This is a genomic window from Micromonospora vinacea, from assembly GCF_015751785.1.
Classification (GTDB): Bacteria; Actinomycetota; Actinomycetes; order Mycobacteriales; family Micromonosporaceae; genus Micromonospora; species Micromonospora vinacea.
The window spans coordinates 1,493,220-1,517,163 of the sequence record NZ_JADOTY010000001.1 but is presented as its reverse complement, the minus strand read 5'-3'; the positions used below and the strand labels follow the sequence as shown (position 1 = coordinate 1,517,163).

At 70.7% G+C, this 23,944-nt stretch carries 22 protein-coding genes and 1 tRNA gene; 17 read left to right on the top strand and 6 right to left on the bottom strand.

Features of this window, described 5'->3' with window-relative positions:
* Positions 1 to 24 precede the first annotated feature (24 nt).
* The 4 genes from IW249_RS07380 to IW249_RS07365 all read left to right on the top strand — a co-directional run bounded on the left by IW249_RS07380 (position 25) and on the right by IW249_RS07365 (position 7,945).
* Positions 25 to 1,467, top strand: coding sequence for an outer membrane protein assembly factor BamB family protein (locus tag IW249_RS07380; RefSeq protein ID WP_372432940.1), 1,443 nt, complete (start codon positions 25 to 27; stop codon positions 1,465 to 1,467).
* Positions 1,468 to 1,592: 125 nt separating this feature from the next.
* A complete protein-coding gene (locus IW249_RS07375) occupies positions 1,593 to 3,260 on the top strand; it encodes a fumarate hydratase (protein ID WP_196920064.1) in 1,668 nt (555 codons plus the stop codon).
* 258 nt (positions 3,261 to 3,518) lie between these two features.
* A complete protein-coding gene (locus tag IW249_RS07370) occupies positions 3,519 to 6,500 on the top strand; it encodes an AfsR/SARP family transcriptional regulator (protein ID WP_196920063.1) in 2,982 nt (993 codons plus the stop codon).
* Positions 6,501 to 6,535: 35 nt separating this feature from the next.
* Complete coding sequence (locus IW249_RS07365) at positions 6,536 to 7,945, top strand: class II fumarate hydratase (protein ID WP_196920062.1); 1,410 nt, start codon at positions 6,536 to 6,538, stop codon at positions 7,943 to 7,945.
* A 15-nt stretch (positions 7,946 to 7,960) separates the two neighbouring features.
* Here the strand turns inward: IW249_RS07365 and IW249_RS07360 are convergent, their stop codons facing one another.
* Entirely contained in the window at positions 7,961 to 8,251 is a 291-nt protein-coding gene (locus tag IW249_RS07360) for a hypothetical protein (RefSeq protein WP_196920061.1), read from the bottom strand.
* Between the two features lie 383 nt (positions 8,252 to 8,634).
* On the opposite strand from IW249_RS07360, the gene IW249_RS07355 reads away from it, so the two are divergent.
* From IW249_RS07355 to IW249_RS07345, 3 genes are all read left to right on the top strand, one after another.
* Positions 8,635 to 9,447 carry a helix-turn-helix domain-containing protein gene (locus tag IW249_RS07355; protein ID WP_196924677.1) on the top strand — a complete coding sequence of 271 codons (813 nt, stop codon included), beginning with the start codon at positions 8,635 to 8,637 and terminating at the stop codon, positions 9,445 to 9,447.
* The gene (locus IW249_RS07350; protein ID WP_196920060.1) at positions 9,438 to 9,620 is read left to right on the top strand and encodes a DUF397 domain-containing protein; all 183 of its coding nucleotides are present in this window, start codon (positions 9,438 to 9,440) and stop codon (positions 9,618 to 9,620) included. The genes IW249_RS07355 and IW249_RS07350 overlap by 10 nt, the downstream gene beginning before the upstream one ends.
* 95 nt (positions 9,621 to 9,715) lie before the next feature.
* Positions 9,716 to 10,315, top strand: a complete 600-nt coding sequence (locus IW249_RS07345; protein WP_196920059.1) for a GNAT family N-acetyltransferase — start codon at positions 9,716 to 9,718, stop codon at positions 10,313 to 10,315.
* On the opposite strand, the gene IW249_RS07340 is transcribed toward IW249_RS07345, so the two are convergent.
* Positions 10,282 to 10,842 carry a CGNR zinc finger domain-containing protein gene (locus IW249_RS07340; protein WP_196920058.1) on the bottom strand — a complete coding sequence of 187 codons (561 nt, stop codon included), beginning with the start codon at positions 10,840 to 10,842 and terminating at the stop codon, positions 10,282 to 10,284. The genes IW249_RS07345 and IW249_RS07340 overlap by 34 nt on opposite strands.
* A 71-nt stretch (positions 10,843 to 10,913) precedes the next feature.
* On the opposite strand from IW249_RS07340, the gene IW249_RS07335 reads away from it, so the two are divergent.
* The 3 genes from IW249_RS07335 to IW249_RS07325 all read left to right on the top strand — a co-directional run bounded on the left by IW249_RS07335 (position 10,914) and on the right by IW249_RS07325 (position 14,420).
* A complete protein-coding gene (locus tag IW249_RS07335; protein ID WP_196920057.1) occupies positions 10,914 to 11,879 on the top strand; it encodes an EamA family transporter in 966 nt (321 codons plus the stop codon).
* Positions 11,880 to 11,973: 94 nt separating this feature from the next.
* Complete coding sequence (locus IW249_RS07330) at positions 11,974 to 12,675, top strand: HAD family hydrolase (protein WP_196924676.1); 702 nt, start codon at positions 11,974 to 11,976, stop codon at positions 12,673 to 12,675.
* 56 nt (positions 12,676 to 12,731) lie between these two features.
* Positions 12,732 to 14,420 carry a S8 family serine peptidase gene (locus IW249_RS07325; RefSeq protein ID WP_196920056.1) on the top strand — a complete coding sequence of 563 codons (1,689 nt, stop codon included), beginning with the start codon at positions 12,732 to 12,734 and terminating at the stop codon, positions 14,418 to 14,420.
* Positions 14,421 to 14,650: 230 nt separating this feature from the next.
* Here IW249_RS07325 and IW249_RS34160 read toward each other — a convergent pair whose 3' ends face one another.
* Positions 14,651 to 15,205: an endonuclease domain-containing protein gene (locus tag IW249_RS34160; RefSeq protein WP_231392439.1), complete on the bottom strand. Its 555-nt coding sequence runs from the start codon at positions 15,203 to 15,205 to the stop codon at positions 14,651 to 14,653.
* Between the two features lie 621 nt (positions 15,206 to 15,826).
* Here IW249_RS34160 and IW249_RS07315 point away from each other — a divergent pair.
* Complete coding sequence (locus IW249_RS07315) at positions 15,827 to 16,084, top strand: hypothetical protein (RefSeq protein ID WP_196925106.1); 258 nt, start codon at positions 15,827 to 15,829, stop codon at positions 16,082 to 16,084.
* Between the two features lie 140 nt (positions 16,085 to 16,224).
* Here IW249_RS07315 and IW249_RS07310 read toward each other — a convergent pair whose 3' ends face one another.
* Positions 16,225 to 16,890 carry an IclR family transcriptional regulator gene (locus tag IW249_RS07310; RefSeq protein WP_196924675.1) on the bottom strand — a complete coding sequence of 222 codons (666 nt, stop codon included), beginning with the start codon at positions 16,888 to 16,890 and terminating at the stop codon, positions 16,225 to 16,227.
* A 291-nt stretch (positions 16,891 to 17,181) separates the two neighbouring features.
* Here IW249_RS07310 and cysS point away from each other — a divergent pair, with 291 nt between their 5' ends.
* Together cysS and rlmB are read left to right on the top strand one after the other, a co-directional pair.
* A complete protein-coding gene (gene cysS / locus IW249_RS07305) occupies positions 17,182 to 18,597 on the top strand; it encodes a cysteine--tRNA ligase (RefSeq protein WP_196920054.1) in 1,416 nt (471 codons plus the stop codon).
* Positions 18,597 to 19,730, top strand: a complete 1,134-nt coding sequence (gene rlmB / locus IW249_RS07300) for a 23S rRNA (guanosine(2251)-2'-O)-methyltransferase RlmB (protein ID WP_196920053.1) — start codon at positions 18,597 to 18,599, stop codon at positions 19,728 to 19,730. Before cysS ends, rlmB begins: the two co-directional genes overlap by 1 nt.
* Positions 19,731 to 19,873: 143 nt before the next feature.
* Here the strand turns inward: rlmB and IW249_RS07295 are convergent, their stop codons facing one another.
* Positions 19,874 to 20,965, bottom strand: a complete 1,092-nt coding sequence (locus tag IW249_RS07295) for an ABC transporter ATP-binding protein (protein ID WP_196920052.1) — start codon at positions 20,963 to 20,965, stop codon at positions 19,874 to 19,876.
* 340 nt (positions 20,966 to 21,305) lie between these two features.
* On the opposite strand from IW249_RS07295, the gene IW249_RS07290 reads away from it, so the two are divergent.
* Positions 21,306 to 21,382, top strand: a tRNA-Thr gene (locus IW249_RS07290).
* Positions 21,383 to 21,435: 53 nt separating this feature from the next.
* Here IW249_RS07290 and IW249_RS07285 read toward each other — a convergent pair.
* Complete coding sequence (locus IW249_RS07285; protein ID WP_196920051.1) at positions 21,436 to 22,194, bottom strand: ATP-grasp domain-containing protein; 759 nt, start codon at positions 22,192 to 22,194, stop codon at positions 21,436 to 21,438.
* Between the two features lie 207 nt (positions 22,195 to 22,401).
* Here IW249_RS07285 and IW249_RS07280 point away from each other — a divergent pair, with 207 nt between their 5' ends.
* Genes IW249_RS07280 through IW249_RS07270 form a run of 3 tightly spaced genes read left to right on the top strand, consistent with a single transcriptional unit; the run spans position 22,402 to position 23,934 of the window.
* Positions 22,402 to 22,803, top strand: coding sequence for a helix-turn-helix domain-containing protein (locus tag IW249_RS07280; protein WP_196920050.1), 402 nt, complete (start codon positions 22,402 to 22,404; stop codon positions 22,801 to 22,803).
* A 35-nt stretch (positions 22,804 to 22,838) separates the two neighbouring features.
* A complete protein-coding gene (locus IW249_RS07275) occupies positions 22,839 to 23,258 on the top strand; it encodes a VOC family protein (RefSeq protein WP_088952055.1) in 420 nt (139 codons plus the stop codon).
* A 10-nt stretch (positions 23,259 to 23,268) separates the two neighbouring features.
* Positions 23,269 to 23,934 (top strand): DUF998 domain-containing protein, encoded by a 666-nt coding sequence (locus IW249_RS07270; RefSeq protein WP_196920049.1) that lies wholly within the window; start codon positions 23,269 to 23,271, stop codon positions 23,932 to 23,934.
* Positions 23,935 to 23,944 lie beyond the last annotated feature (10 nt).

The following is a 23,944-nucleotide window of genomic DNA, read 5'->3' as shown; positions in this document are numbered from 1 at the left end:
AAGATCCGTGATCGTGGCTACGGTGTGCGGGTGGCGAAGGGGAGCGTGCGCGGCGGGCTGCTGCTCGGCCTCGCCGTGGTCGTCGCGCTCGCCGCGACCGGCGTGTGGAACCCGTTCCCCGGCCTCTGGGACTGGGTGGACCGCAGTGAACCCATCTCCGAGCCGGACGTGGTCTGGCAGCAACGGGTCGGCGGCACTCCGCGCAGCGTGACCATCGCCGGTGACGCCGTGGTGGTCGAGCAGCGCACCCGTGTCGAGGCCCGCAGCCTGGCCACCGGCGCCCAGCTCTGGGAGCGCAAGGCGGACTGGGCGGCGGTCGCCGGCGGAGACCGCGACCCGGTCGTGGCAGTGGGCAAGCTCCTGGTCAAGGGGTACGAACTGCTCGACCCGACGACCGGGGTGACCCGGCGACGTGACGATGACGCGGTGGCCGTCTGGACGTACCGCAACCTGCTCCTCGACGCCCGGTGCACGGAGGCCACCGACTGCACCCTGAGCGCCTGGGACCCGCGTGGCACCGCGCCGCTCTGGACGGCCTTCCTGCCCGGGGTGCACAGCGGCCTGCTCGCCGACAACCCCGGTCTGCGCGGCACCCGCCGGCTCACCGCCACCCGGATCGACGACGGCGTGGCCGGGGCGGAGGCCGCGCCACCGCTGCTCGGCTTCCCCGTCGACGGTCGGGTTCACGTGGTCGACACCGCCACCGGCCGGGTGTTGCAGAACGTCGAGCCCGCCCGGGACGAGCGGCTCTCAGTGGTGGGCGGCCGGCTGCTGCGGATCGCCGCCCGCTCCCAGGACGGCACCTGTTACTTCGCCATCTCCGCGCGGGACTCGGCGACCGGGCAGGAGGCGTGGCAGCGGGCCGGCGTCAACCTGCGCACCGCCGACTCCGCTGGCTGCGTGCAACGCGAGGACCCGCAGGGTGCGCGGAACGTGCTGATCGGCGTCGCTCCGGACGGCCGTGAGGCGGTCATCGACGGGTACGACGGCCGGCTGCTCTGGGTCGGTGAGCGGGGCACCAAGTTGATCGCGGTGGACGATCGTTCGGCGGTGTTCCGGGCCGCCGACAAGCGTTCGGTCATCGCACGTGAGCTGGGCACCGACAAGGTGCTCTGGACTCGACAGGCCAGCGGCAAGGCCGGGGCGGCGCTCACCCCGTACGCGGTGGTGGTGGCCGACGAGAAGCCGTCCCGGCTGGCGGCACTGGACCCGCGTACCGGCCGGGAGTTGGCCGCCCTGCGCACCTCGGCGAACGCCCTCGCTGTCGGATCGCAAGGCATGATCATTGGCGAGGGGCGGGAGATCGGGTACGTCCGCTTCGGCGCGTCCGGAAACTCGCCCGCCCGACCGCCCGGCGACGGCGGGAATCCCGGGCCGGGCAGTACGGGCCCCGGCGGGTCGAACAACGGCGACTGCGGGCCGAAGGGGGAACTCTGCCCCGACCCGGGCGGCGGCAAGGACGGCTGAGCGGGCCGTTCACCTGATGTTCCGGACGGTGGCCGGGCCCGGCACGCCTGGTAGATGAGAGCGGCGTCCCAGCACCCGCCCGGCGGGTGGGAGTGATCGACCGGTCTGCCCTAGGCTTGCCGCTCATGAGCAGTGCCGCCGCATTCTCGTACGCCCCTCTGCTGCCGACCGGCCCGGACCAGACGGACTACCGCCTGGTCACCGACGAGGGCGTGGACGTCGTACACGGCCCGGGAGGCCGTCGGTTCCTCACCGTGGAGCCGTCCGCGCTCACCGCGCTGACCGCCGAGGCGATGCACGACATCGCGCACTTCCTGCGCCCCGCGCACCTGGCGCAGCTGCGGGCGATCATCGACGACCCGGCGGCCTCGCCGAACGACCGGTTCGTCGCGCTGGATCTGCTGCGCAACGCCAACATCGCCGCCGGCGGTGTCCTGCCCATGTGCCAGGACACCGGCACCGCCATCGTGATGGGCAAACGCGGTCGGCACGTGCTGACCGACGGTGCCGACGCGGAGGCCATCTCCCGGGGCGTCTACCAGGCGTACACCAGGCTCAACCTGCGCTACTCCCAGCTCGCCCCACTGACCATGTGGGACGAGCGGAACACCGGCAGCAACCTGCCCGCCCAGGTGGACCTGTACGCCGAGGACCCGGACGGGCACCCCGACGCGTACAAGTTCCTGTTCATGGCCAAGGGCGGTGGCTCGGCCAACAAGTCGTACCTCTACCAGGAGACGAAGGCGCTGCTCAATCCCACGCGGATGATGCAGTTCCTGGAGGAGAAGCTGCGGCTGATCGGCACCGCCGCCTGCCCGCCGTACCACCTGGCCATCGTCATCGGCGGCACCTCCGCCGAGTACGCGCTGAAGACCGCGAAGTACGCCAGCGCCAAGTACCTCGACGCGCTGCCGACCGCGGGTTCGATGAGCGCCCACGGCTTCCGCGACCTGGAGCTGGAGGCGGAGGTGCTGGAGCTGACCCGCAACTTCGGCATCGGCGCGCAGTTCGGTGGGCGGTACTTCTGCCACGACGTACGGGTGGTCCGGTTGCCCCGGCACGGCGCGTCCTGCCCGGTGGCGATCGCCGTCTCCTGCTCGGCGGACCGCCAGGCCGTCGCCAAGATCACCCCGTCGGGCGTGTGGCTGGAGCGGCTCGAAACCGACCCGGCGCGGTTCCTGCCCGACGTCACCGACGAATCGCTCGACGCCGAGCTGGTCGTCCGGGTCGACCTGAACCGGCCGATGGACGAGATCCGCGCCGAGCTGTCGAAGTACCCGGTGAAGACGCGCCTCTCGCTCTCCGGGCCGCTCGTGGTCGCCCGGGACATCGCGCACGCCAAGATCGCCGAGCGGTTGGACGCCGGTGAGCCGATGCCGCAGTACCTGCGTGACCACGCGGTCTACTACGCCGGCCCGGCGAAGACCCCCGAGGGGTACGCGTCCGGCTCGTTCGGCCCGACCACCGCCGGCCGGATGGACGCCTACGTGGAGAAGTTCCAGGCCGCCGGCGGCTCGCAGGTGATGCTGGCCAAGGGCAACCGTTCCGGTCAGGTGACCCGCTCCTGCCAGCAGCACGGCGGCTTCTACCTCGGCTCCATCGGTGGCCCCGCAGCCCGCCTCGCCCAGGACTGCATCAAGCACGTCGAGGTGCTCGAATACGCCGAGCTGGGCATGGAGGCGGTCTGGAAGATCGAGGTGGAGGACTTCCCCGCCTTCATCGTGGTCGACGACAAGGGAAACGACTTCTTCGCCGAGGTCACCAAGCCGGTGCTCACCGTCGGCCGCCGCTGACCCGACAGGCACGCGAACGGGCGTCGGGCGAACTCGCCCGGCGCCCGTTCTGTCGCCCGTGCTCTGCCGACATCGGTACGCCCGCCCCGCTGGGGTGGGACGGGCGCACCGCCCCCGTCGGATGCCGTCACCGACAACCCACAGTGAGTGTGCTGAGCACCGCTGTCGATCCACTCTCAGATCACTATCGCCTGACCGAGGCGATCTGTTACCACCGGACTACGCTGCTGGAAGTTGCACCACGAAGCGGGAGAGCAGATGCGGTTCGGGATCCTGGGGCCCCTGCGGGTAGGCGGTGGCGAGTCCACTGTCACCGCGGGACGCGACCGGATCGTGCTCGCCATGCTGCTGCTGCGGGCCGGCCGGCTCGTGCCGGTCGACGAGCTGATCGACGCGGTCTGGGAGGAGCGTCCGCCGGCCACCGCCCGGGCCCAGTTGCAGACCTGCGTGTCGCGGTTGCGCCGCCGGTTCGCCGAACTCGGCCTGGCACCGGACCTCATCGTCACCGACCCGGCCGGGTACGGCGTGCGTACCGGAACGACCGACCTGGACGCCGAGGTCTTCACCCGGGGCGTGGAGGCGGCCCGGGCCGCCGCCACTGCCGGTCGCCTCGTCGACGCCCGTGCCGAATTCCGCGCCGCCCTGGCGCTGTGGCGCGGGCCGGCGCTCGGCGGAATCCCGAGCGGGAGCGTCCGTCGTCGTGCACAGGCACTCGACGAGCAGCGCCTCACCGCCCTGGAGGAGTGCGTTGACGTCGAGCTGCGCCTCGGTCAGGCGGCCGAGCTCATTGAGGAACTCGCCGAGAGCGTTGACCGGCACCCGTTGCGGGAGCGGCTGCGCGGCCAACTGATGCTGGCGCTGTCCTCGGTCGGGCGGCAGGCTGACGCGCTCGCGGTCTACCGGGAGGGCCGGCGGTTCTACGCCGACGAGTTGGGCATCGAGCCGGGCGCCGGGTTGCAGGAGCTGCACCAGCGGGTGCTCGCCGGTGACCTGGCCCTGGCCGGCCGACCGGCCGGACCCGCTGGAGCGGTCCGCTCGCTGCCTCGGGCAATCGGTGACTTCGTCGGTCGGCAGGAGACCGTGGCCCGCCTGGTCAAGGAGATCGATGAGGACGGCACCCGCATCCAGCTCATCGACGGGATGGCCGGCAGCGGCAAGACAACGCTCGCGGTGCACGTCGCAACCGCCCTCGCCGACCGCTACCCGGACGCCCAGCTCTTCATCGACCTGCACGGGCACAGTGAGCGCCGCCCGCTGACACCGGCCACGGCCGTGGCCGCCCTGCTGCGCCAGCTCGGTGTGTCGGCGGAGCGGATACCGGAGAACATGGACGATCGGCTGGCGCTGTGGCGCACGGAGTTGGCTGGCCTGCGCGCCCTGGTGGTGCTGGACAACGCGGGCACCGCCGACCAGGTGGCACCGCTGCTGCCCAACGGCTCGCACTGCCTGGTGCTGATCACCAGTCGTCGCCGTCTGGTCGGGCTGGACGAGGGCCGCCCGTCGTCGCTGCCCGTACTCGACGCCGACGAGGCGATAGAGCTGCTTGGACGGGTGGCTGGCATGGAGCGGATCGCCGCCGAGCCGGAAGCCGCGGCCGAGGTGGCGCGCCGCTGCGGCCATCTACCGCTCGCCATCCGGCTGGCCGGCGCGCGGCTGGCGCACCGGCCTCGCTGGCAGGTCGCCGACCTTGCTGAGCGGCTGGTCGCCGGGGCTGGCCCGCTGGCCGAGCTGACCGCGGGGCAACGTTCGGTCGGGCAGGCGTTCGCCCTGTCGTACGCGCAGATCTCACCGTCGGCGCAGCGGCTGTTTCCGCTGCTCGGCCTGTACCCGAGCGGACGCCTGGACAGTCGGGTGGCCGCGGCCCTCGCCGGGCTGCCCCTGACCGACACCCAGGAACTGCTGGATGAGCTGGTCGACGCCCACCTGGTGGAGGAGGTGCAGCCCGGTCGGTACCGGTTACACGATCTGCTCCGGGAGTATGCCCGGCTGCTGCTCGCCGCGCCGGAATGGCAGCCGGAGCGCCGTGCCGCCCTCGAGCGGCTGCTGGACCATCACCTGTCCGTCACGTTGGCCATTGCCCGGATGCTCGAGGCGGCGGGCAGTCGCCGCAGTATCCCCGCGCACACGCCCGGCCGACCCGATCTGCTGGCCGCCCCGGTGTTCGAGGGGCGGGCGTGGTTCGAGGAGAACCACGCCGGTCTCACCGCACTGGTCCGGGTGGCCGAGGAGGAGGGCTTTCCGGTCCAGTGCTGGCAGTTGGCCCGGGCCTGCTGGCGGCTCAACTTCGACGGTGGGCACCTCGATGAGCTGATCGAGACCCACACGATCGGGCTTCGTGTCGCCGAGCGGCTGGGCGACGAGGCGGCCATAGCCACGATGTTGAACTACGTCTCCTCGGCGTACTTCCGACTGGCCCGGCTCCCGGAGGCGATCAGAGCGATGGAGTTGGCGCTCAGTTTGCGCCGCCGCATCGGGCTACGCGGCGACCTGCTCACCACGCTCTGGAACCTGGGCGTCTCGTACGCCGCGAACGGCGACCTTCGGCAGGCTGAGGTGAAGTTCGACGAGGCGTTCGGCCTGATCCGGGGTCCGGAGGACGCAGACGCGCTGACCAATCTGTTGAACAACCGGTCCTACACGTTGATTGGCTGGGGTCGGTACGACGAGGCGTTGCGCCTGGCTCGGCTGCACCTCCTGCTGGCCCGGCAGACGAGGGACCTCCGGCAGACCAACAACGCAATGGGGCATCTCGCCATGATCCGGCACCGGATGGGTGACCTGGGCCCGGCCCGCCGTCTGCTGCGGTCGGCGCTGTACCTCAAGCGACTGGGCGGTAATCGGTTCGGCGAGGGCGAGGTGCTCAACGAGATCGCCGTGATGGAACGCGTCGCCGGACAGCCGGATCGTGCGGCCGCCCTGCACCGGGAAGCACTGGTGGCGATGGTGGACGCCGGCGACCGGATCGGTCAGTGCGCCTCCCGGAATCTGCTGGCCCGGGCGATGCTGGAGCAGGGTGATGCCGTCAGCGCGCTCGACCTGCACCGCCGGGTGCTCGCCGACGCCAGCCGGCTCGGTGCCCGCTACGAGAAGGCCCGGGCGTTGGAGGGCATCGCCCGCTGCGTACGCGCCACCGATCCGGCGGCCGCCCGCGCGCACCTGGAGCAGGCGCTGGCGCTGTTCCGGCAGGTCGAGTCGCCGGACCAGCACGAGGTGGAACGGCTGCTCACCGAGTTGGGCTGACGGATCATCTGCGAGTCGGCCACGGGCGCGGCAGGATGGTACGCGTGACGACTCCAGAGGCGACCGGTTACCGCATCGAACGCGACTCGATGGGCGAGGTGGAGGTGCCCGCCGAGGCGCTGTGGCGGGCGCAGACCCAGCGTGCCGTTCAGAATTTCCCGATTTCCGGCCGAGGGCTGGAACCGGCCCAGATCAAGGCCCTCGCCCAGATCAAGGGCGCGGCGGCCGAGGTCAACGGTGAGCTGGGCGTGATCGACGCCAACGTCGCCGCCGCCATCGCCGCCGCCGCCGCGCACGTGGCCGACGGTGGTTACGACGACCAGTTCCCGGTGGACGTGTTCCAGACCGGCTCGGGCACGTCGTCGAACATGAACACCAACGAGGTGATCGCCACCCTGGCCAGCCGTGAGCTGGGCTCAGCCGTGCACCCGAACGATCACGTCAACGCCTCCCAGTCGAGCAACGACGTCTTCCCGTCCTCGATCCACCTGGCGGCCACCCAGTTCATCGTGGAGGACCTGCTGCCGTCGCTGGCGCACCTGGCTGCCGCGTTGGAGGCCAAGGCCGCGGAGTTCGAGACGGTGGTCAAGGCCGGGCGTACGCACCTGATGGACGCCACGCCGGTCACCCTCGGTCAGGAGTTCGGCGGGTACGCCGCCCAGGTCCGCTACGGGATCGAACGGCTGGAGGGCGCGCTGCCCCGACTGGCCGAGCTGCCGCTGGGCGGCACCGCCGTGGGCACCGGAATCAACACCCCGCTCGGCTTCGCCGCCGCCGTCATCGACAAGCTGCGCGAGTCGACCGGGTTGCCGCTGAGCGAGGCGCGTAACCACTTCGAGGCGCAGGGCGCGCGGGACGCGCTGGTGGAGACCTCGGGGCAGCTACGGACCCTGGCCATCGGCCTCTACAAGATCGCCAACGACATCCGCTGGATGGGTTCCGGCCCCCGCGCCGGTCTGCGTGAGCTGCGCATCCCCGACCTCCAGCCCGGCTCGTCGATCATGCCGGGCAAGGTCAACCCGGTGGTCGCCGAGGCGATGCGGCAGGTCTGCGCCCAGGTGATCGGCAACGACGCCGCGGTCGGGTTCGCCGGCTCGCAGGGCGACTTCGAGCTGAACGTGATGCTCCCCGTGATGGGCCGCAACCTGTTGGAGTCGATCCGGCTGCTCTCCGCGGTGAGCCGGCTCTTCGCCGACCGGCTGGTGGTCGGCCTGGTCGCGGACGCCGAGGTCTGTCTGGCGTACGCCGAGGGCTCACCGTCGATCGTCACCCCACTCAACCGCTACCTGGGGTACGACGAGGCCGCGTCGATCGCCAAGGAGGCGCTGGCCAAGCAGACCTCGATCCGCGAGGTGGTGATCTCCCGGGGTCACGTCGACTCCGGCAAGCTCACCGAGACTCAGTTGGACGAGACGTTGGACCTGCTCCGGATGACCCACCCCTGACTCGTCCTGCCCTGCTCAGGGCAGGTGCCGTGGTCTCGCCCAGCCGAGGAAGCGGGTGAAGAGCGCGGCGGGGTCCGGGCCGTCGTGCGGGTTCAGGCGGTACAGGTCGGCAGCCGCCTCGTGCAGGACACTGCACAGGTAGACGCTCAACCCGATCCGGTCGTGCGCATACTCCCGGCGCAGGGTGAGCCGGGCGACCGGGCACGGCCAGGGCGCGGCGCAGACCCGGCAGAGCCAGAGCGGTCGCAGCGGCAGGTGCGGTCGAGGGACTGGGGTCGCGCTGTCGTCCAGGGCGGTCCGGGACATGGTGTTGCGGTCCTTTCGAGCTGACTCGTTTGTGGCATCACCCCGCGCCCCGGTGGGGGTGCCACCTCAAGATCGTGCTCGATCCAGGATGGAGTGGTATCCGCCCGTCAGGACCCCACTACTTCCACGATCGAGCACGATCTTGTGTGGTCGGTCAGGGCGGGCTGGGAGGTGGGACCGCCCGGCACGGGGGAGCGGGCGGTCCCGTGCGGCGCCGGCAGATCCCGGGGGACGGGGAGCGGTGCCGCGCTTCACAGTCTGGTGATCAGGCGACTACGGTCGGAAGGGTTTGGCCGCGTCGTCATAGTCGCCCTGTTTCGGGTGGCACCGCCGCTGGCGGCCGGCTGGAGATGATCGTCTGCGGGGTGGAGGGCGGGCACGGCATGGCCGATGGACAGATGACGGCGGCGGCGTTCCTGATCGCGGAGCTGCGCCGGGCGCGGGTCCGACGCGGCTGGAGTCAGGACGAGCTGGCCAAGGCGGTGAACTACTCGGCGTCGATGGTCAGCGCCGTCGAGTTGGGCCAGCAGCCGCCCACCGCCAAGTACCTGGAACTCGTCGACCGCGCACTGGAAACCGGCGGCCTCTTCGGCCGGATGTCCACCGAACTGGTCAGCCTGGACCGGGCACAGCCCTGGCTGCGCGGCTGGCGCGCGATCCTCGCGGAGGCGCGGGCGCTGCGATGGTTCGACCCGCTGCATGTCCCTGGGCTGCTGCAAACCGAAGGCTATGCCCGCGCCATCTTCGAGTCAGACCGACTGCTCGACGCCGACGAGGTCGAGCGTCGCCTGACGGATCGGATGGACAGCCAGCGAGTCCTCTACGAAGATCGCCCGCCGCATGTGGTCGCGGTGCTCGACGAGTCGGTGCTGAGGCGACGCGTCGGCGGTCGGAAGGTCATGTGCGAGCAGTCTCTGCACCTGGCGCGTTTGGCGACCGAGCATCCGCGGGTTCAGCTCCATGTGGTGCCTCGCTCGGCCGAGGAGTATCCCGGCCTGAACGGGCCATTCATCCTTGCCACCGTGGACGACCATAGCGATCTTGCCTACCTTGGTGGCCAGATCGGCGGTCAGGAACTCGATCGACCTGCGGATCTGTTGCGTCTACAACGGACCTGGGAAGCTACCCTCGGGCAGGCGTTGCCACCGCAGGAGTCGATCGAGTTGTTGAGGGAAGTGGCAGAGTCGTGGAGTTGACCCGAGCCCGATGGCGTAAGAGCAGCCGGAGTGGTTCCAACGACCAGTGCGTCGAGGTGGCGACGAATCTCGGGGACGTGGTCGGGGTGCGAGACAGCAAGGACTTGGACGGGCCCGTGCTCGTTGTCGACGCGTACTCCTGGCGGCTCTTTGTGAGCGCGCCCCCGCGCTGACGCGACCGCCTCGCCCGCGACGGAGGTCGGGGTTCCGCGCACCTGGCCCGGTAAACGGCTCGACGAGGTCCTGAGCGGGACGGATGATCCGGGCCATGGGTGACGATGGCGCGGGTGTGCCGGCGGGGACCGAGCGGCTGCGGTTGCGGCGGCTGACCATGGCCGACGTGGGCGCGCTGGTCGAGCTGGACAGCGACCCCGAGGTCATGCGCTTCCTCACCGGTGGCGTCGCGACCCCGCCGGCCACCGTGCGCGATGAGCAGTTGCCGAGGTTGCTGGCCCAGTACGACAGGTATCCCGGGCTGGGTCGGTGGGCGGCGCACGGTCGGGAGTCCGGCGAGTTCCTGGGTTGGTTCGCGCTGGACCCGTCGGAGGACGGCACGGAGGCCGAGTTGGGCTACCGGTTGCGCCGCTCGACGTGGGGGCGAGGGCTGGCCACCGAGGGGTCGCGGGCGCTGGTCCGGTACGCCTTCGACACGGTCGGGGTGCGTCGGGTCTGGGCCGAGACGATGGCGGTCAACGAACGCTCCCGGCGGGTGATGGTGAAGGCCGGGCTGCACTACGTGCGGACCTTCCACCTCCAGTGGGACGACCCGATCCCGGGCACCGAGCAGGGCGAGGTGGAGTACGAGGTGCGGGCCGAGGAGTGGGCGACAGTCGGTCAGGAACGGCCGGCGGCTCGGCGGGCGCGGTAGGCGGTCACCGCCGCGCGGTTGCCGCAGCCGGCCTCGCAGAACCGCCGGGACCGGTTGCGAGACAGGTCGACGACCACGTTGTCGCAGTCCGGGTATTCGCAGATCCGCAGCCGGCTCAGCTCGCCGGTACGGACCAGGTCGGCCATCGCCATGGCAGCCTCCACGGCGATCCGGGTGGCCAGCGGCGCGTCGCGGGGCACGGCGTGCAGGTGGTACGGCTCGTCGTCGTGCTCGATGAGCTGGGGGAGCGCCTTGTGTTCCAACAGCAGGCCGTTGACCACCGCGACGATCTCGGGTGGCTCGGCGTACCAGATGCGGCGCAGTTGGGGCCGCAGCTCCCGGACGGCCCGCAGTTCGGCGTCGGTGTGCTCGTGCCGGCCGCTGTAGGAGTAGCGGACGAAGAACGCGTCCAGCGCCGCGATGTCGGGCAGTAACTCACCGTCTCGACCCGCGGTGTTGACCAGCGCCGCGGCGGCGATCAGCGAACACTCGGTGTCATGAGCGAATAGCAACTTGACTCCTGTCATGGCTTCCGCCTAGCGTCATCAGCACGAGGATAGTTTGCTCATGACATGGTGCCCATCCCGAGGAGCGCGACATGCACTCACGACCTGCTGCCGGCGTCGGGTTGGCGCTGCTCTCCGCAGTCACCTTCGCCACCTCCGGAACCTTCGCGCGGTCGCTCATCGACGCCGGCTGGTCGGCCGAATCCGCGGTGATCGCCCGCGTCGGCGTGGCCGCCCTGGTGCTGGCGATCCCCGCCCTGCTGTCGCTGCGGAGCAAATGGGACGTGCTGCGAAGCAACGCCACCTCCATCGGGTTGTTCGGGCTCCTCGGAGTGGCGCTGGCCCAGGTGTGCTTCTTCAACGCCGTGCGCTACCTGCCCGTCGGTGTCGCGCTGCTGCTGGAATACCTGGGCATCATCCTCGTCGTGGTCTGGATGTGGCTACGGCACGGGCAGCCGCCCCGCCGACTCACCGTCGCCGGGTCGGTGGCCGCACTGGCCGGGTTGGCGTTCGTACTCGACCTCGCCGGCACCGCCGACTTCCACCCGGTGGGCGTGCTCTGGGGGTTGGGCGCGGCGTTCGGCCTGGCCGGATACTTCGTGCTCGCCGGCCGGGTCGACCCCCGGCTGCCCTCGGTCGCCATGGCCAGCGGCGGAATGGCCGTCGGCGCCGCCGTGCTGCTCCTCATCGGCCTGACCGGCCTGCTGCCGCTGCACGCCACCTTCGGCGAGGTCACCTTCGCCGGGCAGCCCACCAGCTGGTTGGTGCCCATCGCCGGGCTGTCGCTGGTGGCCGCCGTCATCGCGTACCTCGCCGGGATCGCCGGCACCCGGATCCTCGGCCCCCGCCTGTCGTCGTTCGTCGGACTGACCGAGGTGCTCTTCGCGGTGCTGATCGCCTGGCTCTTCCTGAACGAGCTGCCCACCGGCTGGCAGTTGTTCGGCGGCGCGCTGATCGTCGCCGGAGTCGCCCTGGTACGCCTCGACGAGTTGCGAGGGTCGCCCGCGACGCCCGCGCCGGTCACACCCGAGCCCGAGCTGGTACTCGACGGGCGGTGAGGTTCGGCGGTCGTACTCCTGATGGTCGGCGCTTGTCGGCGGGCGGTGAGTTCGACGGTCGGTGAGTTCTCCGGGCGGTGAGAGAGTGGGCGTCGTGCTGACCACTGTGGTGTTCGATGCTGACGAGACGCTGCTGGACCTGCGTCCGGCGGTCACGGGCGGGCTGATGGCCGTCCTCGACGAGATGCGGCGACGCACATCGGCGGCGGCCGGGGTGACGCTCGCCGACCTGGAGTCGGACTGGCGCGCGGTCTTCGGCGAACTGAGCGCCGCCCCGGTGACGGAGATCCGGCGCGCCGCACTGGCACGGTCGCTGGCCCGCGCCGCGCTGGTCTACCACCTGGACGAGATCGCCGACCTCTTCTTCGCCCAGCGCTTCGCTCTCACCCGACCGTTTCCCGACGTACCGCCAGCGCTGGCCACGCTGCGCCGCCAGTACACGCTGGGCTTCGCCACCAACGGCAACAGCCGCGCCGAACGGTGTGGGCTCGATGGCGAGTTCGCCTTCGAGTTGTACGCGCACGAGAACGGCCTGCCCAAGAAGCCGGCCCCGGAGTTCTACGCCGCTATCGTCGCGGCGGCCGGGGTGCCAGCCGGGCAGATCGTGTACGTCGGCGACTCGTGGGAGCACGACGTGGTGGCGCCTCGGCGGGCCGGCCTGCGGTCGGTGTGGCTGAACCGGCTCGGCCTGCCCCGCCCACCCGGCTGCACGCCCGACGCCGAGGTCTCCAGCATGGCCGATCTGCCGGCCGCACTGGCGAGATTCACGGCCATAACGGGCGCTCAACTGGCGTAATCCGAAACGATGTTGTGTGATGGCTGCCACGTCCCTCAACGAGAGGATCCGATGTGGTGAGCAAGCGCTTCACCGCCCGCACGGTCGCGACCGCGGCAGTGCTGGCACTTACGGCTACGGGGTTGGGTGTACCGGCCAACGCCGCGCCGAGCGACTCCCGCACCTTCACCGTCGTCGCCGAGGATGGCGTCGCCGCCGACACGGCCATCGCCGCGATCCGGGCAGCTGGCGGCACTGTGGTGTCCCGGTCCGACGAGGTCGGGATGTTCCAGGTCAGCAGCGACCGGGCCGACTTCGCGACCAGGGCGACCGCCGCGCCGACGCTTATCGGCGCCGCCGAGCAGAAGGCCATCGGCCGCAAGCCGAAGCTGGACCGGGTCGAGCAGGAGCACCTGACGGCCGGTGCCCGTGCCGGTGCTGCCGGTGCTGCCAAGAAGGGCGCCAAGCTCGATCCGCTCGATGACAAGCTGTGGGGTCTGGAGATGATCCAGGCCGACAAGGCCCGCAAGATCGAGCCGGGTGACCGTCGGGTGACCGTCGGCGTACTGGACACCGGCGTCGACGCCAGCAACCCGGACATCGCGCCGAACTTCAACTGGTCGCTGTCGCGCAACTTCGCGCCCGACCTGACCGACGTGGACGGCCCCTGCGAGGTGTCGAGCTGCCTCGACCCGGTCGGCACCGACGACGGCGGGCACGGCACCCACGTGGCCGGCACCATCGGCGCCGCGGCCAACGGCTTCGGCCTCTCCGGCGTCGCCCCGAACGTCTCGCTGGTCGAGCTCAAGGGCGGCCAGGACTCCGGCTACTTCTTCCTCGACCCGGTGGTCAACGCGCTGGTCTACGCTGGCCGGTCCGGCATCGACGTGGTCAACATGTCGTTCTACGTCGACCCGTGGCTCTACAACTGCACCGCCAACCCGGCCGACTCGCCCGAGGACCAGGCCGAGCAGCGGGCCATCATCAAGGCGATGAAGCGGGCGCTGATCTTCGCGCACAACAAGGGCGTCACCCTCGTCGGTGCGCTCGGCAACAACAACGAGGACCTGGGCGCGCCGCGTACCGACGTCACCAGCCCCGACTACGGCGCCGCCCCGTACCCGCGACCGATCGACAACGAGAGCTGCTGGGACCTGCCCACCGAGGGCCCGCACGTGATCGGTGTTTCGTCGGTCGGCCCGTCCGGCAAGAAGTCGGACTTCTCCAACTACGGCACCGAGCAGATCTCGGTCGCCGCGCCGGGTGGTTGGTTCCGGGACGGCTTCGGCACCGACACCTTCCGTACCGACGCCAACATGATCCTCTCCTCGTACCCGAAGCACGTGCTTCAGGAGGAGGAGTCGGTCGACGCCGACGGCAACATCGTCGCCGGTTTCGAGAACTCGGTCTTCAAGCAGTGCAAGGCCAACGGTGAGTGCGGCTACTACACGTACCTCCAGGGCACCTCGATGGCGTCCCCGCACGCCGCCGGTGTCGCCGCGCTGATCGTCAGCCGGTACGGCAAGGCGCAGGGTCGGACTGGCTTCGGCATGTCGCCGGACCAGGTCGAGCAGCACCTCTACCGCACGGCCGCCGAGCACGCCTGCCCGGAGCCGCGCCTTCAGCAGTACCGCAACGAGGGCCGGGACGAGACCTACGACGCGTACTGCGCCGGTGGGGTCAACTTCAACGGCTTCTACGGCTACGGGATCGTCGACGCCTACGCGGCGGTGAAGACCCCGCTCAAGCCGAACGCCCGCCCGTAACGCACTTCGCACTGCGGTGGCGGCCCAACCGCCACCGTCCCCCGGGGCCCGGTCGACACGTCGTCGACCGGGCCCCGGGTCGTCTGGGCCTGTTGTCACCGGCCGTCGCCCGACGCCCGACGCCCAGCGCCGTCGCCCGACGCGCGGCCATGATCGACTCGGTTTCCTTGAAGGCGCGGTGTTGGCGCCTGAAGGATGGCGCGGTTTCCAGGAACCCGAGTTGATCCTGGTCATCTGGGCGATCCCTGTCGCCAGCCACGGCTGGCCAGCGCGTCGCGTACCTCTCGAAGCACCGCCGGAAACTCGCCGTGCAGCCGTCGGCTGGTCACGTGCAGGACCAGCCAACCCGCGGCGACCAGCTGATTCAGCCGACGGCGATCGCGGTGCAGTTGCTCCGGGTCGGAGTGCCACTTCCCGTCGTATTCGACCGCTACCCGGTACTGCGGCCAGGCCAGATCGGGGTGCAGAACAACGCCGGTGGGCAGGCGTACCGGATGTTGAACCGCTGGGCGCGGCAGCCCACCCAGCACCAACCGCACGCGCAGCTGTGACTCCGGCGGAGACTCGGCTCCGCCGTCGGCCAGGTCGAACACCCAACGTGCTCGTCGCCCACCGGGCCGGTCAGCATTGCGGGCAGCCATGGCGGTCAGGGTGTCGCGTTCGGCCAGCCCCTGCCCGAGCAGCGAGTCGACTATGGCGACCGCCCGGACCGGGTCGAGCCAGACCGCCGTCTCCCAGGCGGCCCGCCCGGGGTCGGATCGGGGGATTGGGAAGTCCCGCCCCATGGTCCTGGGCGTGCTCGCCGCCGCCCACCCATCGCCCCTACCGGCCACCACAATGCCCCCTGCTCCAACGGACACGGTGGCCGGGCGGGACAGGTGCCGTGCTGGGCGTGGCGACAATCCGCCGGCAGGTGGGCGGCCTACTCCCGTAGGTCGCGCTGCATCACGTGGACGTTCTGCGCTCGGCGGTCGTTCTGCGTCCGGCGGTCGGCCTGCACCTGGGAGTCGGCCTGCGTTTGGCGGTCGACTCATGGCTGATTGGCGGCCTGCGTCTGGTGGCCGGCCTGCGTCTGATGGTCGTCTCGTGCCTGCCGGTCGTCGTGTGGTTGGCGCGGCCAGCTCAGCGGTCTCGCTCGCCATCAGCGGGGTGATGGCGTTGACGTGCACGCGGAGGCCGCGCTGTGGGCCGATCCGCAGCGGTCGGGGCACGAGGACGTGCACATCGTCGGTGAAGCTCGCGGCATGTTGGACGCCGTGCAGGTAGGCGGCCGACGGGCCGCCGACCACCACTCCGGGTGGGAGCCGGAGGAGGGCGGCGCGACAGGCGAGGGCGTGGTCCCGGTCCAGCCGCGAATCGGCGTAGATGTCGTGGCGCAACCGCACCCAGGCGGAGTTGCGCAGCTGATGTTCGGTGAGCAGGCCGTCCCGGACAGCGTCGGAGCCGCGGAAGACCTGCCAGGCCAGGGCATCGGGGCGATGCGGACGTGGGGGCATGTCGAGCAGCGTGCCGACCGCCGACCGGCCACCGAAACCCCTGTGGACAACCCGGCCCGCGCGTGCCGCCGGACCTGTGGACAACCACGAATCCGCCTGCCGATCGTGCTATGGCACCGGCCGGAAGTGGCCGACCAATCAGGCATTCGGGCCGCCGATGTGCCGTGATCCACTCGCGTTCCTGGAAGTCGGGCGGTCACCGGCTCTGGGACACCGCGACTTCCGTGAACCCGAGTTGATCAAGCCACGGGAGCGGGCGGTGGGCGGCGGCGAGGGGGCCCGGGGGTGAGGTGGGTCGGCGCTCGGGGTCAGCTGAGGGCGGTGGCGATGGCCCGGGCGGCGGCCAGCACCTGCGGGCCGATGGTGTCGACGTCCAGTGGGGCGAGCGCGACCACGCCGACGCTGGCCTCCAGGCCGGGTACGCCGAGCACCGGTGCGGCCACCCCGTACGCCCCGGCCTGCAACTCTCCGCTGCTGCTCACCGGCTCTGCCACCCCGGCTCGGCCGGCCAGGATCGCCCGGCCCGCCGCTCCCCGGTCCAGTGGATGCCGTGCCCCGGCCCGGTACGCGACGTGGAACGACGTCCAGCTCGGCTCGACGACGGCCAGGGCGACGCCCTCTCCACCTTCGACGACGGTCAGATGCGCGGTCGCGCCGGCCTGTTCGGCGAGGCGGCGTAGCGCGGGCAGCGCGCCCTCGGCGAGCAGCGGCTGGGCACGTCGGGCCAGGTGCAGCAATCCGGCTCCGAGGCGCAGCCGACCGTCTCCGTCGCGGCGCAGCATGCCGTGGCCGGTCAGCGCACTGACCAGTCGGTAGACGGCGGCCCGGCCGACGCCGAGTCGATTCGCGGCCTCGGTGACGGTCAGACCGCCAGGGGCGTCGGCGACCAGGTGCAGCAGCCGCAACCCCCGGTCCAGCGTCTGCGACGTCTCCCCGCCCCGCCCGGCAACCGCGTCGGCCCGTCCCGCGCCAATCTCGGCCGGCCCGGAGGCCGCGTCGGCCGAGCCAGAGGCCCGCCCGAAGGCCGCGCCGGCCGAGCCGGAGGCCCGCCCGAAGGTCGCGTCGGCTCGCCCTCCACCTGCGTCGGCCGAGCCGAAGGCCGCATCGATCGGCCCGGCGGCCCGCCCGGAGGCCGGGTCCGTGGGGGCGGTGGGGTTGGCTGGCGGGTCACCGGAGCCACCGGAGCGTGCGGTCGCATCCACGCCTGGCAGCGTACGACCCGGCACCGGCGGACCCGGACAGGCACGGACAGCTACCCTTGTACGGTGACGCTACGCCTGTATGACACCGCCACCCGATCGGTGCGGGACTTCGTCCCGCGGGAAGCCGGCAAGGTGGGGGTCTACCTGTGTGGTCTCACCCTCCAGGCCCCGCCGCACATCGGTCATCTTCGCTCCGGCGTCAACTACGACGTGCTGCGCCGTTGGCTGCTGGCCGCCGGCTACGAGGTCACCTTCATCCGCAACCTGACCGACATCGACGACAAGCTTCTGGTGAAGGCGGGTGAGCAGGGTCGGCCGTTCTGGTCGATCGCGTACGCCAACGAGTTGCTGCTGGCCGAGTCGTACCGGTCGTTGAACGTGCTGCCGCCCACCTATGAGCCACGCGCCACCGGGCACATCCCGGAGATGCACGAGCTGATCACGAAGTTGATCGCCGACGGGCACGCGTACCCGGCGACTGACGGCTCCGGCGACGTCTACTTCGACGTGGCGTCCTGGCCGGCGTACGGGTCGCTGTCGGGTCAGTCTCCGGATGCCATGCAGTCGGCCGGGGACGCCCCGGATCGGGGCAAGCGGGACCCGCGCGACTTCGCGCTGTGGAAGGGCGCCAAACCGGACGAGCCGGCGGACGCCTACTGGCCCTCGCCCTGGGGGCTGGGCCGTCCGGGCTGGCACATCGAGTGCTCGGCGATGTGCTGGCGTTATCTCGGTCCGGAGTTCGACATCCACGGCGGTGGCCTGGATCTGACGTTCCCGCACCACGAGAACGAGATCGCCCAGTCCAAGGCGGCCGGGTTGCCGTTCGCCCGCTACTGGGTGCACCACGGCCTGCTGAGCATCGGCGGGGCCAAGATGGGCAAGTCCGCAGGCAACGCGCTGGACCTGGCGTACGTGGACTCGCTCGGGGTGCGGCCGGTGGAGCTGCGCTACTACTACGCCGCCGCGCACTACCGCTCGGTGATCGACTACTCCGAGGATTCGCTGCGCGACGCGGCCACCGCGTACCGGCGGATCGAGGGTTTCGTGCAGCGGGCCGCCGAGCGGGTCGGTGGTGGGCAGCTCGGTGAGCTGCCCGCCGGCTTCGTCGCGGCGATGGACGACGACCTCAACACGTCCGCCGCGCTGGCCGTGCTGCAACAGCACATTCGGGACGGCAACACCGCGCTGAGCGTCGGCGACGATGTGACCGTCCGCACCACGCTGGCCGTGGTGCGGGCAATGCTGGATATTCTCGGGATCGACCCCCTCGACCCGGCCTGGACCGGCGGCGGCCGATCGGACGATCTTCGTGCCGTGGTGGACTCCCTGATCGCGCTGGCCCTGGAGCAGCGTGCGCAGGCGCGGGGCCGCAAGGACTGGGCCGCCGCGGATGCGGTGCGTGACCAGCTCAAGCTGGCCGGCGTGGTGGTCGAGGACACCCCCCAGGGCCCCCGTTGGACTATTGGAGAGCAGGACTGATGGCCGGCAACTCGCAGCGCCGTGGCCGGCGACTGACGTCGAAGGCAGGCGCCCCCAAGGGCACCGGCGGCAAGAACAAGGACTCGTTGGCCGGGCGGGGTCGCACCCTGCCCGCGGACGAGCGGCCGTGGCACAAGGGCTACTCGGGCACCGAGAAGCTGCCCCAGCGCACCGCCTGGAAGCAGGACAAGGAGCGCCGCGCGGCGGCCGAGGAGGGGCGCGCCCCCAAGATCGGTCAGCCCGGTAGCAAGGACACCACCTGGGGCCGGGGCGGCGGTCGGGGCGTACCGGTCGGTCGGGGTGCTGCCACCGGCGGACGGGGCGGCAAGCCCACCGGGCGGTCTGGCCCCCGGGTCACGCCGGGGCGCAAGTCCAACCCGTCCAAGGACACCCCGGAGCTGCTGGTCGGGCGTAACCCGGTGCTGGAGGCGCTGCGCGCCAACGTGCCGGCGACGGCGCTCTACACCGCCCAGGGCATCGACATGGACGACCGGATCAACGAGATCATCCGGACCGCCGCCGACCGGGGCATCGCCAACCTGGAGATCAGCCGCGCCGAGTTGGACCGGATGACCGGCGGAGTGCTGCACCAGGGTGTCGGCTTGCAGGTGCCGCCCTTCGCGTACCAGCCGTTCGAGGACATGGTCGCCGCTGCCCTGGAGCAGCAGGCTCCGCTGCTGGTCGCGCTGGACGGTGTCACTGACCCGCGCAACCTGGGCGCCGTGATCCGGTCGGCTGCCGCGTTCGGTGCGCAGGGTGTCTTCGTACCCGAGCGTCGTGCAGCCGGGATCACCGCGACCGCCTGGCGGACCAGCGCCGGCGCGGCTGCGCGGGTGCCCGTGGCGCAGGTGACCAACCTGACCCGGTCGCTGAAGGCGTGCCGCGACGCCGGCTTCATGGTCGTCGGCCTGGATGCCGACGGCGACACCGACCTCTACAACCTGGAGGCCGCTGTCGGTCCGCTGGTGGTGGTGGTCGGTTCCGAGGGGCGCGGCCTTTCCCGCCTGGTCGGGGAGACCTGCGACCTGACCGTCAGCATCCCGATGATCTCCGAGGTCGAGTCGCTCAACGCCAGCGTGGCCGCAGCGGTCGCCCTGGCCGAGGTCGCCCGGCGGCGCTCCGTCGAGCTGTAGCGCACGTCGACGAAGGCCCTCTCCCGCCGAACGCGGGAGGGGGCCTTCCTCGTCCGGCGCCCAGGCAGGGTGAAGAACCGCTTCGGGTACGACGAAGGGGCGGCCCGCCGAAGCGGACCGCCCCTTGTCGGTACGGCGTTACGTCAGATCCGGCCACCGGTGGAGGCGTGGAAGACGTGGCTGCGACCGGCGACCGGCTTGACGAACACGGTGTCACCCATGTTCGGCATGTTGCGCCGGTCGGTGCGGACGACGAAGCGCTCCGAGTTGCCACCCAGCGCGGCGTGGCCGTAGACGTTGGCGTCCGAGCCGAGGTCCTCGACCAGCTCGACCACGACCGGCATGCCGCCCTCGGTCGGGCTGACCAGCTCGCAGTCCTCCGGGCGGAAGCCCACGGTGACCTTGCCGTCGCCACCCTCGGCGCGGGCCGCCTCGACCTGCTCCCGGGTCAGCGGGATCTGCAGCTCGGCGAACTCGGCGCCCCGCTCGTTCAGCGGAACGGTCTTGATGTTCATGGCGGGAGAGCCCATGAACCCGGCGACGAACACGTTGGCCGGGGTGTCGTAGAGCGCCCGCGGGGTGTCCACCTGCTGAAGGACACCGTCGAGCAGCACCGCGACCCGGTGACCCATGGTCATGGCCTCGACCTGGTCGTGCGTGACGTAGACAGTGGTGACGCCCAGCTTGGCCTGGAGCGACGCGATCTGGGTACGGGTCTGCACGCGGAGCTTGGCGTCGAGGTTCGACAGCGGCTCGTCCATGAGGAAGACCTGCGGCTCGCGGACGATCGCCCGGCCCATCGCCACACGCTGACGCTGACCACCGGAGAGCGCCTTCGGCTTACGGCTGAGGTACTCCTCCAGCTGGAGCAGCCCGGCCGCCTCCTTGACCCGCCGGTCGATCTCCGACTTGGAGGTCTTGCGGAGCTTGAGGGCGAACGCCATGTTCTCGTACACCGTCATGTGCGGGTAGAGGGCGTAGTTCTGGAAGACCATCGCGATGTCGCGGGCCTTCGGGGGAAGGTGGGTGACGTCACGCTGGTCGATGTAGATCGAACCGGCGTCCACGTCCTCCAGGCCGGCGAGCATCCGCAGGCTGGTGGACTTACCGCAACCGGACGGGCCGACCAGGACGAGGAACTCGCCGTCGCCGATCTCGAGGTCCAGCTCGTTGACGGCGGGACGCTCTTGGCCCGGGTAGACCCGGGACGCCTTGGAATAGGTGACCGTAGCCATGGTGAAGCGCTTCCTTTCACCGGCAGGAACGTGCCGGACGATCCGAGTGAAGGAGCAACCGGCACGTGTCCGTGCCGGTCAGCGGACGGCGGCCGGTCGCGGGGGCGCCCGATCATCGTCCGTGTCAGTGAACCGTAAACGCGTTTACCCCTGCTGCCAAGGCGGGGGTCCGCCGAGCCCACCAGGCGGGCTACGCATTCCGGTCACTCGGGCACGGTCAGACATCAATCGACGCAGCGTCAAAACGGTTGTGCGTCGGGTTGTTGACGATTCCCGTTGTCGGGAGGCCACGCGATCGGGATATCCGGACGTCAGTCGCTATGCTGACCTCGACGCACGCGCCCCTGTAGCTCAGCTGGCCAGAGCACTCGCCTTGTAAGCGAGATGTCGCCGGTTCGATCCCGGCCGGGGGCTCCAATTCCATCAGACCTTTCCGAGTGGCGCTGCCACGAGGGTTCTCGTGGTGACCGTCAGGTGGTCGGCTGAGGCCGTCGGATGAACTGTTGGTCGCGAGCGGTGACCGAGGCCGTTGGGCTGGCCGCTCGGAGGACGACATCGAGGACCAGGTCGGGATCCGCCACGTAGGCGCCGCTGGCCCATGCGGCGTTTGCCTCGATCACGGCCCAACGTCCGTCGACCAGTCCTACGTCTACGACGATGGCGGAGGGCAGGGTGTGCCCAAAGCCGGCGACGAGATCGGTGCCGAAGGCCAACGCGTCGGGCGACGGCGGGCCGAGGTGCAACCGGCCGTGCGCGGCGTACTGGCTGCCGGTGTGGACGACAGCGTCGAGCAGGTGCAGCCGGTACTCGGCGGTGAAGTCGACGATGTCGCTGACGAGCACCGGAGTTCGTCGGTCGACGGCATCCGGGCCGGGCAGACGGGAACCGTCGGTGTAGATCATCGCCGTGATGTTCTTGTCGTTGGGGGACTTGATGAACGCCGGTCGACGGAGTTCATATGCCTCGCCGATGGTCACCAAGGTGATCTCGCGGCGGGTGAGTTCACGGGGTAGGCCGGTCAGCCAGCCAGGCGCAGCCTCCAGGGGCGCGATCCCGAGCAGTGGTGCGACGACGTCAGCGAAGCTCGGTCCCGCATGGAGGTGGTCAGCACGCAGTCCGGCAGGTACTTCGAAGGTGGGCAGCTGGACGGTCTGTAGACCGCGTCGATGGGCGGCGTCGCGCAAGCTCTGAGCCGAGGCTGTCAGGCGCGGCGGCAGGACGAGTGTCACGGCCGATGATCCTGCCCAATGCGCCGTCACAGTTACCAGTCCGGTCAGCGGTTTCTCGACCGGCGCGGGCTGTGCCTCTGCCGGCCCGCTCCGAGGGGCACCGACGCGCTGGTGAGGCCGCCGACTTCTACTACCGCTAGTGACAGCTCAGCCGTACCCGGCGGTAGCCTGGGCTGCGGCGGCGAGCGAAGTGAGGCCGGGGGGTCGATGAGTCGCGCTGTGGAGGAGTCGAACCGGGCGATGCTGCGCGCACGGGACGCGATGGACCGGGCGTACGCCGAGCCTCTGGACATCCCGGCGCTGGCCCGGATCGCGCACGTCTCGGAGGCGCACTTCATCCGTACCTTCCGGGCTACCTTCGGTGAGACCCCGCACCGCTACCTGCAACGTCGCCGGGTGGAGCGGGCGATGGCGCTGCTGGTGGAGACCGACCGGGACGTTACGGACATCTGTTACGCCGTCGGCTTCGGCAGCCTGGGAACCTTCAGCCGGACGTTCCGGCAGATCGTCGGGCAGTCGCCCTCGGATTTCCGGCGTCAGCGCGTCGCGCCGGCCAACGTGCCGTCGTGCTTCACCAAAGCCTGGACCCGACCCAGCAGTTTTGGATAAGCCGCAGGTCACGGTCTACCTCTAGCGTCATGGGCATGACGATGAACGCGATCAGCCGCTCCCAGATCTACGTCCTCGACCAGGACGCCGCGCTTGACTTCTACGTCAACAAGCTCGGCATGGAGGTCAACACCGACCAGGACCTCGGCTTCATGCGGTGGCTCACGGTGAACCTGCCCGGCGACCCGGAGCGGGAGATCCTGTTGGAGAAGCCGGGCCCGCCCGCGCTGGATCCGGCCACCGCCGAGCAGGTCCGGGAGCTGCTCACCAAGGGTGCCCTCGGCGGGTACCTCTTCATGACCACCGACGACGCCCGCAAGACGCACGAGGATCTTGTGGCGAAGGGCGTCGAGATCACCGACGAGCCGACCGAGCGCCCGTACGGGATCGACTTCGGCATCCGGGACCCGTTCGGCAACCGGATCCGCATCGGCCAGATGTTCCCCCGGGCGTAGGGGGCGGGTGATGAGCCAGGCCGCGACGTTTCCCGTGGTACGACCGACAGCTGTTGGTCGGGACCGTCTGCTGCTGATCGGCGGGGTGCTCGCCGGCCCGATCTTCGTCGCCTCGGCGATCGTGCAGGCGGCGACCCGAGACGGCTTCGACTTCCGTCGTCACCCGGTCAGCGTGTTGAGCACCGGCGAGCTGGGCTGGATCCAGATCGTCACGTTCCTGGTCACCGGCGTGCTCTGCGCGCTGGCCGCTCAGGCGCTGCGCCGCCGTACCGGCAAGGGGTCGGTCTGGCTGCCCCGGCTGCTCGCGCTGTACGGCCTGGGCCTGGTCGGGGCGGCGATCTTCAGCGCCGACCCGGCCGACGGGTTCCCGACCGGTACGCCTCGGGGCGCCGGCGAGATCAGTTGGCACGGGGGCCTGCACTTCCTGGTGGCGGCGGTGGCCTTCGTGTCGCTGATCGTGGCGACGGTGGTGGCCGCCCGCCGGGCCGCCCGGCAGGGTGCGCGCGGTCGAGCCGCGTACAGCCTGGTGACCGGGATGTTCTTCGCGCTGGCCTGGGTGACGCTGATCGTTCGGCCGGCACCGGCCGTGATGGTGGCGTTCGGCCTGGCGGTAACGGCCGGCTGGCTGTGGGTGTCGGTCACCTTCGCGCGGGCGACGTCCGGTCGGGCCGACTGAGCCGACAGGC

Coding starts and splice junctions, on each gene's coding strand:
- IW249_RS07375 (WP_196920064.1), top strand. CDS start 1,593: ATGAGCAGTGCCGCCGCATTCTCGTACGCCCCTCTGCTGCCGACCGGC.
- IW249_RS07370 (WP_196920063.1), top strand. CDS start 3,519: ATGCGGTTCGGGATCCTGGGGCCCCTGCGGGTAGGCGGTGGCGAGTCC.
- IW249_RS07365 (WP_196920062.1), top strand. CDS start 6,536: ATGGTACGCGTGACGACTCCAGAGGCGACCGGTTACCGCATCGAACGC.
- IW249_RS07360 (WP_196920061.1), bottom strand. CDS start 8,251: ATGTCCCGGACCGCCCTGGACGACAGCGCGACCCCAGTCCCTCGACCG.
- IW249_RS07355 (WP_196924677.1), top strand. CDS start 8,635: ATGGCCGATGGACAGATGACGGCGGCGGCGTTCCTGATCGCGGAGCTG.
- IW249_RS07345 (WP_196920059.1), top strand. CDS start 9,716: ATGGGTGACGATGGCGCGGGTGTGCCGGCGGGGACCGAGCGGCTGCGG.
- IW249_RS07340 (WP_196920058.1), bottom strand. CDS start 10,842: ATGACAGGAGTCAAGTTGCTATTCGCTCATGACACCGAGTGTTCGCTG.
- IW249_RS07335 (WP_196920057.1), top strand. CDS start 10,914: ATGCACTCACGACCTGCTGCCGGCGTCGGGTTGGCGCTGCTCTCCGCA.
- IW249_RS34160 (WP_231392439.1), bottom strand. CDS start 15,205: ATGGGGCGGGACTTCCCAATCCCCCGATCCGACCCCGGGCGGGCCGCC.
- IW249_RS07315 (WP_196925106.1), top strand. CDS start 15,827: ATGTTCGGTGAGCAGGCCGTCCCGGACAGCGTCGGAGCCGCGGAAGAC.
- rlmB (WP_196920053.1), top strand. CDS start 18,597: ATGGCCGGCAACTCGCAGCGCCGTGGCCGGCGACTGACGTCGAAGGCA.
- IW249_RS07295 (WP_196920052.1), bottom strand. CDS start 20,965: ATGGCTACGGTCACCTATTCCAAGGCGTCCCGGGTCTACCCGGGCCAA.
- IW249_RS07280 (WP_196920050.1), top strand. CDS start 22,402: ATGAGTCGCGCTGTGGAGGAGTCGAACCGGGCGATGCTGCGCGCACGG.
- IW249_RS07275 (WP_088952055.1), top strand. CDS start 22,839: ATGACGATGAACGCGATCAGCCGCTCCCAGATCTACGTCCTCGACCAG.
- IW249_RS07270 (WP_196920049.1), top strand. CDS start 23,269: ATGAGCCAGGCCGCGACGTTTCCCGTGGTACGACCGACAGCTGTTGGT.